11 protein-coding genes are annotated in these 10,741 nt (G+C 65.6%); 3 read left to right on the forward strand and 8 right to left on the reverse strand.

Features of this window, described 5'->3' with window-relative positions:
• From C100_RS28220 to rimP, 5 genes are all read right to left on the reverse strand, one after another.
• Positions 1–225: translation initiation factor IF-2 associated domain-containing protein (locus tag C100_RS28220; RefSeq protein ID WP_037529607.1), on the reverse strand; the 225-nt coding region annotated here is incomplete at its 3' end.
• A gap of 67 nt (positions 226–292) precedes the next feature.
• Positions 293–952: a DUF448 domain-containing protein gene (locus C100_RS28225; RefSeq protein ID WP_024018380.1), complete on the reverse strand. Its 660-nt coding sequence runs from the start codon at positions 950–952 to the stop codon at positions 293–295.
• Between the two features lie 63 nt (positions 953–1,015).
• Positions 1,016–1,249: a tautomerase family protein gene (locus C100_RS28230; protein ID WP_024018381.1), complete on the reverse strand. Its 234-nt coding sequence runs from the start codon at positions 1,247–1,249 to the stop codon at positions 1,016–1,018.
• Positions 1,250–1,255: 6 nt separating this feature from the next.
• The gene (gene nusA, locus C100_RS28235; protein WP_024018382.1) at positions 1,256–2,824 is read right to left on the reverse strand and encodes a transcription termination factor NusA; all 1,569 of its coding nucleotides are present in this window, start codon (positions 2,822–2,824) and stop codon (positions 1,256–1,258) included.
• 13 nt (positions 2,825–2,837) lie between these two features.
• Entirely contained in the window at positions 2,838–3,362 is a 525-nt protein-coding gene (gene rimP, locus C100_RS28240; RefSeq protein ID WP_024018383.1) for a ribosome maturation protein RimP, read from the reverse strand.
• Between the two features lie 229 nt (positions 3,363–3,591).
• Here rimP and C100_RS28245 point away from each other — a divergent pair, with 229 nt between their 5' ends.
• Both C100_RS28245 and C100_RS28250 read left to right on the forward strand, forming a co-directional pair.
• The gene (locus C100_RS28245) at positions 3,592–4,722 is read left to right on the forward strand and encodes a PQQ-dependent sugar dehydrogenase (protein ID WP_031308666.1); all 1,131 of its coding nucleotides are present in this window, start codon (positions 3,592–3,594) and stop codon (positions 4,720–4,722) included.
• Positions 4,723–4,806: 84 nt separating this feature from the next.
• Positions 4,807–5,913 (forward strand): NADH:flavin oxidoreductase/NADH oxidase, encoded by a 1,107-nt coding sequence (locus C100_RS28250; RefSeq protein ID WP_031308667.1) that lies wholly within the window; start codon positions 4,807–4,809, stop codon positions 5,911–5,913.
• 32 nt (positions 5,914–5,945) lie between these two features.
• Here the strand turns inward: C100_RS28250 and C100_RS28255 are convergent, their stop codons facing one another.
• The 3 genes from C100_RS28255 to tpiA form a co-directional block, all read right to left on the reverse strand.
• On the reverse strand, positions 5,946–7,577 hold the full coding sequence (locus C100_RS28255) for a CTP synthase (protein WP_024018386.1): 1,632 nt from the start codon (positions 7,575–7,577) through the stop codon (positions 5,946–5,948).
• 90 nt (positions 7,578–7,667) lie between these two features.
• Positions 7,668–8,036 carry a preprotein translocase subunit SecG gene (gene secG / locus C100_RS28260; protein WP_024018387.1) on the reverse strand — a complete coding sequence of 123 codons (369 nt, stop codon included), beginning with the start codon at positions 8,034–8,036 and terminating at the stop codon, positions 7,668–7,670.
• Positions 8,037–8,167: 131 nt separating this feature from the next.
• Positions 8,168–8,929, reverse strand: a complete 762-nt coding sequence (tpiA, locus tag C100_RS28265; protein ID WP_024018388.1) for a triose-phosphate isomerase — start codon at positions 8,927–8,929, stop codon at positions 8,168–8,170.
• A 203-nt stretch (positions 8,930–9,132) separates the two neighbouring features.
• On the opposite strand from tpiA, the gene C100_RS28270 reads away from it, so the two are divergent.
• The coding region (locus C100_RS28270; protein ID WP_024018389.1) for a SurA N-terminal domain-containing protein at positions 9,133–10,741 on the forward strand (1,609 nt) is incomplete at its 3' end.

Here is a 10,741-nt window from a genome sequence, read left to right on the forward strand (position 1 = left end):
GGTCGGACGCGGCGCGGGCGTCGGGTCAGCCTGGGGCGCAGCCGCAGGCGCAGCACCGGTCGTCTCACCGGGCTTGCCCAGGACACGGCGCCGCTTCACCTCAACCACGACCGTATTCTTGCGGCCATGGCTGAACTGCTGCTGCACCTGACCGGATTCGACGGTCCGCTTGATGCCCAGCGGCTTGCGGCCCAGAACCGGCTTGTCTTCCTTGCTGTCACTCATATTTTCGAACTTAACCCTTCACTTCCGCTCCGGCCGGTTAGGCCCGCCGGCGCCTTAATTCTGATGCTTAGCCGACGCCCGGCGCGTCGGTGGAGACAGGCTCCCCATGCGCGGGCGCTTCGGTAGCGCAACCCAGATAGCTTTCCAAGCGGCCGATAGCGCCGCGCAGACGCACCGCCGCACGCGAGTCGGTGACCGCGATATGGACGACATTATCCCGCCCCATTGCCATAGATAGGGCATCCCGGTCCACAGGCAAGGTGAAACCAGCAAGATCCGTGCCTTCCGCTTCCTGTCCGACGCGCAGCGCCTGGTCCAGTTTGCGGTTGCCGTCCGCCGCCGCGTCGGCCGCGTGCAACAACAGCTTCACCTCGCCCTTGCGGCAGGCGACGTCGATCTTTTCCGATCCCGTCAACAACATGGAGGCACGCGCTTCCAGCCCCAGCCGGTCGAGCAGCGCGCGGCGCAGCCCGTCCTCGATCAGGTCGGGCAGCGCGTCGGGTATCTGAAGATCGCCGGTCTTGAAGGCGCGGGCGAGCGCGCCCTTGAGCTTGCCCTTGGCGAGCGCGGCCTCAAGCTCCGTCCGCGTCACGCCGATCCAGGCGCCCCGCCCCGGCGCCTTGGCGCGGATGTCGGGGAGCACCTGTCCTTCCGGCCCCACGGCCAGGCGGATCAGCATGTCGGGATCGGCGCGATCGCCGGTCAATATACATTTGCGTTCGGTCATGCGCGCTCCTCCGCCAGAACGGAAGAAAGGGCAAGTCCAACGCTGTCGAGAGCGGCTATTCTCTCATCGGGGAGTGACCGCAGCATTGGCGTCCTCCCTGGATGGAGGGGCCGCGCGGTCGGCGAGCAACTGCCCGCCTGCCGCGTAATTTTCGGTCGAAATTTCGCTGATCACCACCTGGACGGCAGCCGCCGGCTTTCCCAGCCGCTCCACGAGCGACCGGGTGACGTCAGCGACGATCGCGGCTTTCTGCTCGCGAGTGGCGCTGCCGGCCAGGCGGATGTCGACAAAAGGCATAAAGGCTCAGGCTTCCTCTTCGAACCAGTGGGCGCGGGCGGCCATGATGATCTCATTGCCCTGCTCTTCGTTCAGGCCATAGGTCGACAGGATGCCGCCCTTGTCCTCGGTCGTTTCCGACTTGCGACGACGCTGGTCGATCCGCTTCTTGGCGATCAGTTCGTCGGTGGCGAGGTCGGCCAGATCGTCGAGCGTCTTGATGCCCGCCTTGCCCAGCGTGACCAGCATGGCTTCGGTCAGGTGCGGCATCTCGGCCAGCGCATCCTCGACGCCCAACGCCTGACGCTCTTCACGCGCGGCGGCCTCGCGGCGGTCGAGCGCTTCCTGCGCGCGGTTCTGCAACTCGGCGGCCAGATCCTCGTCAAAGCCCTCGATCGAGGCGAGTTCCTCGACGCTGACATAGGCGACTTCTTCCAGCTCGCCAAAGCCTTCGGCGACCAGCAGTTGCGACAGCGTCTCGTCCACGTCCAGTTCGTTCTGGAACAGTTCGGACCGGGTGACGAATTCCTTCTGACGCTTTTCGGACGCGTCAGCCTCGGTCATGATGTCGATCGCCTTGCCGGTCAGCTGGCTGGCGAGGCGGACATTCTGGCCGCGACGACCGATGGCGAGCGACAGCTGATCGTCAGGCACGACGACCTCGATCCGCTCTTCCTCCTCGTCGATGACGACGCGGGCGACCTGCGCGGGTTGCAGCGCGTTGACGACGAAGGTCGCGGTATCTTCCGACCAGGGGATGATGTCGATCTTCTCGCCCTGCATTTCCTGCACGACGGCCTGCACGCGGCTGCCCTTCATGCCGACGCAGGCGCCGACCGGATCGATGCTGCTGTCGCGGCTGATGACGCCGATCTTGGCGCGCGAACCCGGATCGCGGGCGGCGGCCATGATGGTGATGACGCCGTCGTAGATTTCGGGGACTTCCTGCGCGAACAGCTTCTTCATGAATTCGGGATGCGCACGGCTGAGGAAAATCTGCGGCCCGCGATTTTCGCGGCGGACGTTCAGCACGACCGAGCGGATGCGGTCGCCGACGCGGACGACTTCACGCGGGATCTGCTGGTCGCGGCGGATGACGCCTTCGGCCCGGCCCAGGTTCACGACGACATGGCCGAATTCGACCGACTTGACGACGCCGGTGATGATCTCACCCACGCGGTCCTTATATTCCTCGAACTGGCGTTCGCGCTCGGCGTCGCGGACCTTCTGAAAGATCACCTGCTTGGCCGACTGGGCGTCGATGCGGCCCAGGTCAATGGCAGGCAGCGGATCGACGATGAAATCGCCGACCACGGCATCCTTCTTCAGCTTCTGCCCGGCCTTGAGATCGACCTGCTTGAAATAATCCTCGACCACATCGACTACTTCGACGACGCGCCACAGGCGCAGGTCGCCACTGTCGGGGTCCAGCTTGGCGCGAATGTCGTTTTCGGCGCCGTAGCGGGCGCGCGCAGCGCGCTGGATCGCATCCTCCATCGCCTCGATGACGATGGCCTTGTCGATCATCTTTTCCGACGCGACCGAATTGGCGATCGCGATCAGCTCGGCCTTGTTGGCGGAAATGGCGTTGGCCATGACTTATGAACCCTTATTCTTCGGTTTCAAACTCGTCCGCCCCATCGGAGGAGAGCGGCATACTAGCAGCAATCAGCTTGTCGGTCAGCATCAGCTTCGCCTCGGCGACCAGCGCGAAGGGAATGACGACATCGCCGGCCTTGATGTCGGTGAAGAGAATATCCTCACCCTCGACGCCGTTCAGGATGCCGCGAAAGCTCTTGCGCCCGGCGACGATTTCGGTGGCCGTGATCTTCGCCTCATGCCCGGCCCATTCCAGGAAGTCATGCAGGCGGGTCAGCGGCCGGTCGATGCCGGGCGAACTGACTTCCAGCCGATAGGCTTCCTCGATCGGGTCAGCTTCATCCAGCACGTCCGACAGGCGGCGCGAGATGGTGGCGCAATCCTCGATCACCAGCTGCCTGGTCGCCGGCCGTTCGGCCATGATCTGGAGCGTATGGTCGTCGCCAGACCCGAACAGCTTGATGCGCACGAGGGCGAAGCCCAGAGCCTTCACCTCCGGTTCGATCAGCGCAGTCAGTTCGGCGATGTCCGCCATGCGTTCTCCGTCAACGAAAAATGTGCGTCTTCCCGCGCCGCAGGCTTGACCTGCGACCCTGACATGTTTGACGATGTGAGGAAGCACTGGCGATATAGGCGGACGCCACGAAATCTGCAACAAATTTAATCGCCACTCATTTCCGTTCGGGCGGCGCTTGTCGAAGCCCCTCATTTTCTTTCAGAAGAAGACATCCCCCTGACAGGTTCAGGGCGAACGGAGAAGAAACATGCGGCATTCAATGGTCTTCACCCTACCCCTCCTCCTGATCGCCTGTTCGGGCGACGGGGCCAACAGCCAGACGCCCGCGTCGGGCGACAAGCCGTTCAAGACATCGGTCATCGCCGATTTCGATTCGCCCTGGGCGATGACCTTCCTGCCGGACGGCCGCGCGCTGGTGACGGAGAAAGCGGGCGAGATGATCCTGTTCGACCCCAGGAACGGCACGAAGATCCCGGTCGCGGGCATCCCGAAGGTCGACAGCGCGGGCCAGGGCGCATTGATGGACGTGGTGCTTTCCCCGACTTTCGCGCAGGACAAGGCGGTCTATTTCAGCTTTTCGGAGGAACGGGACGGCGCCAAGGGCGTGGCGCTGGCCAGGGGCGCGTTCACCCAGGCGAGCGACGGCACGACCAGGCTGGACGACGTAAAGATCATCTTCCGCGCCAGCCCCTATGTGACGGGCGACGGCCATTATTCGGGGCGCATCGCCTTTTCGCCTGATGGCGAATATCTGTTCTTCACCAATGGCGAGCGGCAGAAATTCGATCCGGCGCAAGACCCCAAGTCGACGCTGGGGAAGGTGTTGCGCCTGAACCTGGACGGCACGCCGGCCGCGGGCAATCCGCTGGCCGCCAAGGGGTTCAACCCGGCCATCTGGTCCTATGGCCACCGCAACCTGCTGGGCATTGCGTTCGACGCGGACGGGCGGCTGTGGGAACAGGAAATGGGGCCGAAGGGCGGCGACGAGGTCAACCTCATCAAACCGGGCCGCAACTATGGCTATCCCAAAGTGTCGAACGGCGATCATTATGACGGCAAACCCATCCCCGACCACGCGCCCGGCGACGGGTTCGAGGCGCCCAAGGTCAGCTGGAACCCGGTCATCTCCCCCGCCGGCCTGCTCTATTATTCGGGCGACCTTTTCCCGCAATGGAAGAACAGCCTGTTCATAGGCGGCCTGTCGAGCCAGTCTCTGGTCCGGGTGAAGCTGGACGGCGAATCCGCGCAAAAGGCCGACCAATGGGACATGGGCGCGCGCATCCGCGAGGTCGAGCAGGGACCGGACGGCGCGCTCTGGCTGCTGGAGGACGGGGGGAAGTCGCAAGGCCGGATGCTGAAGCTGACGCCGGCGACCTGACCCCTTTCAGCGGACCGAAGCGACCCCTATGTTGCGGTGCGGCCCCCCATTGGGTGCCGCACCCTTTTTTTCACGGAGGCTCCCCTGAGCGCGCCCAAGCTGTTCCAGCCCTTTCAGGTCGGTAATCTGACGCTCGACAATCGCATCGTCATTGCCCCCATGTGCCAATATTCCGCCGTGGATGGCGAAATGACGGACTGGCACCTCATCCATCTGGGCCAGCTCGCCCTGTCGGGCGCGGCGCTGCTGACGATCGAGGCGACGGCCGTCCAGCCCGAAGGGCGGATTTCCCATGCCGATGTCGGCCTGTGGGATGACCGCACCGAGGCCGCGATGAAGCGGGTGCTGAACAGCGTGCGGCGCCATAGCGACATGCCGATCGCAATCCAGCTCGGCCATGCCGGGCGCAAGGCATCCACTCATGTGCCATGGAAAGGCGGCGGGCAGATCGCGCCCGACGCGGCCAATGGCTGGCAGACGGTCGCTCCCTCTCCCGTGCCTTTCACGCCGGGCACCAACGCGCCGATGGCGCTCGACCGGGCCGGGATCGAACGGCTGCGCGACGCCTTTGTCGCGGCGGCGCGGCGCGCCGACAATCTGGGGCTGGACGCGATCCAGCTGCATGGGGCGCACGGTTATCTGCTGCACCAGTTCCTCTCCCCCCTCTCCAACCGGCGCGAAGATGATTATGGCGGCAGCCTGGAGAAGCGGATGCGCCTGCCACTGGAGATTTTCGACGCGGTGCGCGCGGCTTTCCCGGCCGGCAAGCCGGTGACGATGCGGGTGTCGGGCACCGACTGGGTCGAGGGCGGCTGGGACATCGCGCAGACCATCGCATTCGCCAAGGCGCTGGAAGCGCGCGGATGCAGCGCCATCCATGTGTCGAGCGGCGGCCTTGATCCGCGGCAGGACATCCCGGTCGGCCCCAGCTATCAGGTGCCGCTCGCCCGCGCGGTGAAGCAGGCGGTCACGATGCCGGTGATCGCGGTGGGTCTCATCACCGACTATGAACAGGCCGAAGCGATTGTCGGCACGGGCGACGCCGATCTGATCGCGATCGCGCGCGGCATCCTCTATGATCCGCGCTGGCCCTGGCACGCGGCGGCGCATCTGGGCGCGAGCGTGAAGGCAGCGCCGCAATATCTGCGCTGCCAGCCACGCCAGTATAAGCATCTGTTCGACGCGGGTTGAAATGAAAAACGGGGCCTTGATGGCCCCGTTTCCTATACCAGCCGGCTCTGCTTGACCGCCGCTTCGATGAAGCTGGCGAACAGGGGATGCGGGTCGAACGGCTTGGACTTGAGTTCCGGGTGGAACTGCACGCCCACGAACCAGGGATGGTCGGGCCGTTCGACGATTTCGGGCAGCGTGCCGTCAGGCGACATGCCCGAAAAGTTCAGGCCGCCCTTTTCCAGCGGCTCGCGATAGCCGGCATTGACTTCGTAGCGATGCCGATGGCGCTCGCTGATCTCGGTCCCGCCATAGATGCCGGCGACGACGCTGTTGCCGTCCAGCCGGGCGGGATAGGCGCCCAGCCGCATGGTGCCGCCCAGATCGGTCTCGGCGGTGCGCTTCTGCAAACCTTCCGCGCTCATCCATTCGGTGATCAGGCCGACGACGGGTTCGCTGGTCTCGCCAAATTCGGTGGTCGACGCCTGGGTGATCCCGGCGGTGTTGCGGGCGCCCTCGATGCAGGCCATCTGCATACCAAGGCAGATGCCGAAAAAGGGCACATCGCGTTCACGCGCGAAACGGACCGAGGCGATCTTGCCCTCCGACCCGCGCACGCCAAAGCCGCCGGGAACCAGGATGCCGTGCATCGGCTCCAGGCTGGCGGCCAGATCGTCGCCCTTTTCGAACAATTCGGCGTCGATCCACTTGATGTTGACCTTCACCCGGTTGGCGAATCCGCCATGGGTCAGCGCCTCGTGCAGCGATTTATAGGCGTCGGGCAGGCCGACATATTTGCCGACCACGCCGATCGTCACTTCGCCTTCGGGATTTTGCTGCCGGTCCATGATGTCGGCCCAGCGCTCCAGCGAGGGCGCGGTGGTGTCGGCGATGCCGAAGGCGCGCAGCACTTCGGCGTCCAGCCCTTCGGCATGATATTGCGCCGGCACCGCATAGATGCTGCTGGCGTCGAGCGCGGGGATGACCGCTTCGGGGCGCACATTGCAGAACAGCGCGATCTTGCGGCGTTCGCTTTCGGGCAGCGGATGTTCGCAGCGGCACAGCAATATGTCGGGCTGGATGCCGAGCGAGGTCAGTTCGCGCACGCTATGCTGGGTCGGCTTGGTCTTCAGCTCGCCCGCCGCCGCGATATAGGGCACCAGGGTGACATGGACGAAGATCGACTGGCCGCGATCCAGATCATTATGCAGCTGGCGAATCGCCTCCATGAAGGGCAGCGATTCAATGTCGCCCACGGTGCCGCCGATTTCGCACAGGACGAAGTCCAGGCCTTCGGTGTCGGCGGTGGCGAAGGCCTTGATCTCGTCCGTGACGTGCGGGATCACCTGCACCGTTGCGCCCAGATAGTCGCCGCGCCGTTCGCGCGTGATGATGGTCTGATAGACGCGGCCCTGCGTCACATTGTCCGACTGGCGCGCCGAAACCCCGGTGAAGCGCTCATAATGGCCAAGGTCGAGGTCGGTTTCCGCCCCGTCGTCGGTCACATAGACTTCGCCATGCTGATAGGGGCTCATCGTGCCCGGATCGACGTTGAGATAGGGGTCGAATTTCCGGATTCGCACACGGTAACCCCGCGCTTGCAGCAGCGCTGCAAGGGATGCGGCCATCAGGCCCTTACCAAGCGAGGAGACCACGCCGCCGGTGATGAAAATATACCGCGTCATGGGAGGAGAGGCTTAGCCTTTCAGAACAACAAAGAGCAAGCGCGCGAATCCACGCGCGCTTAAAAAAAGATCGAATGATCGGCGAAGAGTTTAGTTGGCGAGCGGAACCGCGCCATCGGACGCTGGCGTCGTGGCCGCATTGCCGGCGGCGCCAGCCAGCGGATCGGCGTTGGCCGGCGCGCTCTGCGTCGCGGGCGCCTGCTTCACCAGCGAGGTGTCGATGTCGCTGGGGGCGTGACGCACCGACGCGATCACCGCCATGACGATCGACAGCAGCACGAAAATGCTGGCGAGGACCGTGGTCGAGCGGGTCAGGAAATCCGCCGCGCCGCGCGCCGACATGAAGCCCGCGGGGCTGCCGCCCACGCCCAGCCCGCCGCCTTCCGACTTCTGCATCAGGATGACGGTGACCAGCAGGGCAGCGATGATGGCCTGCACGACGAGGAGGAAGGTGAACATGCGACGTTTGTGTCCGGGACAAAGGGGGGCGTTGGCGCGCACATAGCGACGATGGGGCGCGGGGGCAACCGTTGCGGGTCCACGATGTCCGACCTTGATCCCCCACCCTGCGAAGGGAGGGGGATCAGGGTTCAGGCGGCAGCCGCCATGCGCCGGTCGGCCGCTTCGATGATCGGTGCGAATTTCGCCGCGGTCAGGCTGGCGCCGCCGACCAGCCCGCCGTCCACATCCGGCACCGCCAGCAGATCGGCCGCATTGTCGCCGTTCATCGACCCGCCATAGAGAATGCGCACCGCGTCCGCTTCCGCGCCGATCCGGCTGGCCAGCGCGGCGCGCAGCGCGGCGTGCATCGATCCCACCGCCTCGATCGTGGGGATGCGGCCGGTGCCGATCGCCCAGATCGGTTCATAGGCGACGGCGAGCCAGTCGGCCGACGCGCCTTCGGGCAGCGAAGCGAGCAACTGCGCCGACACAACCGCTTCGGCCCGGCCGGCGTCGCGCACGTCGATCGTCTCGCCCACGCACAGGATGACCTTCATCCCCGCCTGGTGCGCCGCGCCCGACTTGGCCGCGATGTCGGCGTTGGTCTCCCCGCGCGCCTCGCGCCGTTCGCTATGGCCGGTGATGACCCAGGTCGCGCCCGCTTCGGCCAGCATTTCCGCCGACAGCGATCCGGTATAGGCGCCGCTCATGTCCATATGGCAGTTTTGCGCGCCGATGAAGGCCGCGCCGCGCCGTTCGGACCCCGCCATGATGAGCGTGGCGGGCAGGCACAGGCCCACCTCCACCGCCGGATGCGCGGCGGCGATACGGCCGATCGCCTCCACCTCGTCAAGATGCGCGCGCATCCCGTTCATTTTCCAGTTGCCGACAACCAGCTTTCGCCTGTTCATCCGCCTGTTTCCCCTGTCATTATTGCTGCACGTAGCCCCCACCCGCGCCGCCGCCACATTCTCGTGCGACGCCTCCTCGACGCAAGCGGGTGCTGGACCAAGCCGATGAACGGCGCTCACGCATTTGTCCAGTGCAAGCCTTGCCGCCGCGCCGTTCCCCCCCTAAAGCGGGCCGCCATAACGCCCGCTGTTCGGACATATTCATGCTCACTGTCTTTCGCCGCATCATCCATTCCAAGTTCGGCGCGCTGTTCGCGATCCTGTTCCTGGGCCTCATCGCCGCCGCGTTCATTCTGGGCGACGTCACCAGTGGCCAGTTCGGCGGCGCCAGCCTGTCGGGCGGCGGCACCGCGGCCAAGGCGAAAGGCTATAAGCTGACCGTCACCGAATTGCAGGACCGGGTGCAGCGCGTGTTCGAAAATGCGCGTCGCTCCAGTCCCGAATTGCAGATCGGCGAATTTTTCGAACAGGGCGGCGGGAAGCAGGTGTTCGACCAGCTGGTGCAATCGCTGACCCTGCGCGCCTTCGCCGACGATCAGGGCGTGCATATCTCCAAGCGGCTGGTGGATGCGCAGATCGCGCAGGTTCCCGCCTTTCAGGATGCGGCGGGCAATTTCAGCAATGACAATTTCCGCGCCCTGCTGGCGCGCGAGCGGCTGAGCGAACAGGCGCTGCGCGATGACATCAGCCGCGAAATTCTGCAACGCCAGCTGGTGGCGCCGATCGGCCTGGGCGCGCGCCCGTCCGAAAATCTGGTCCTGCCCTACGCCTCGCTGCTGCTGGAAGCGCGGCAGGGCAATGTGGCGGCGATCCCCGCGGTCGCCTTTCTGGACGAAAAGGAGCCGACCGACGCGCAGCTGACGGACTTCTACAAGAAGAACGCCGCCCGCTTCACCATCCCCGAACAGCGCCGCATCCGCTATGCCGTGGTCGATGCCGCGCGTTTTGCCCAGGCCGCCGCGCCAACCGACGCGGAAATCAGCGCCTATTATAACCAGAACAAGGCAACCTATGCCGCCAGCCAGACCCGTAGCATCGAACAGCTGGTGCTGCCCACCGAAGCGGGCGCCAAGGCGATCGCCGCGCAGGTCAAGGGCGGCAAGTCGCTCGCCCAGGCGGCGCAGGGCGCTGGCCTGGCGGTGTCCACGCTGGACGCGCAAAGCCGCGCCCAACTGACCAGCGCGACCGGCAAGGCCGTGGCCGACGCCGCTTTCGCCGCCGGCCAGGGCGAACTGGTCGGCCCGGTGCGCGGGCCGCTCGGCTGGCTGCTGCTGCGCGTCACCGCCGTTCAGGACAAGGCCGCCCGCCCGCTCGGCGCCGCGCGCGACGACATCGTCGCCACCCTGCGCGCGCAGAAGGAAAAGCAGCTGCTGGCCGACTTCACCGGCAAGCTGGAGGACCAGATCGCCGATGGCGGCACCTTCGAGGAAGTGGTGAAGGATAATGGCCTGAAGCTGGAAACCAGCCCGCCGCTGCTGTCGACCGGCAAGCAGGTGAAGGACATGGCCTATGTGCCGTCCGCCGACATCAAACCGCTGGTCACGCCCGTCTTTGCGATGAGCGCCGACGATGATGCGCAGCTGGTGCCGATCACGCCGGACCAGCGCTATGCCCTGATCGCGCCCGGACAGATCATCGCCGCCGCCCCGCCGCCGCTGGCCGAGGTCAAGCCGCTGGTGCAGGCCCAGTATAAGCTCAACGCCGGCAACGAAAAGGCCAAGGCGCTGGCCGAGCAGATCCGCGCCAAGGTGGCCAAGGGCACGAAGCTGGCCGACGCCATCTCGCAGGCGGGCGTCCGGCTGCCCGCGCCCC

This window comes from Sphingobium sp. C100, assembly GCF_000508185.1.
Classification (GTDB): domain Bacteria; phylum Pseudomonadota; class Alphaproteobacteria; order Sphingomonadales; family Sphingomonadaceae; genus Sphingobium.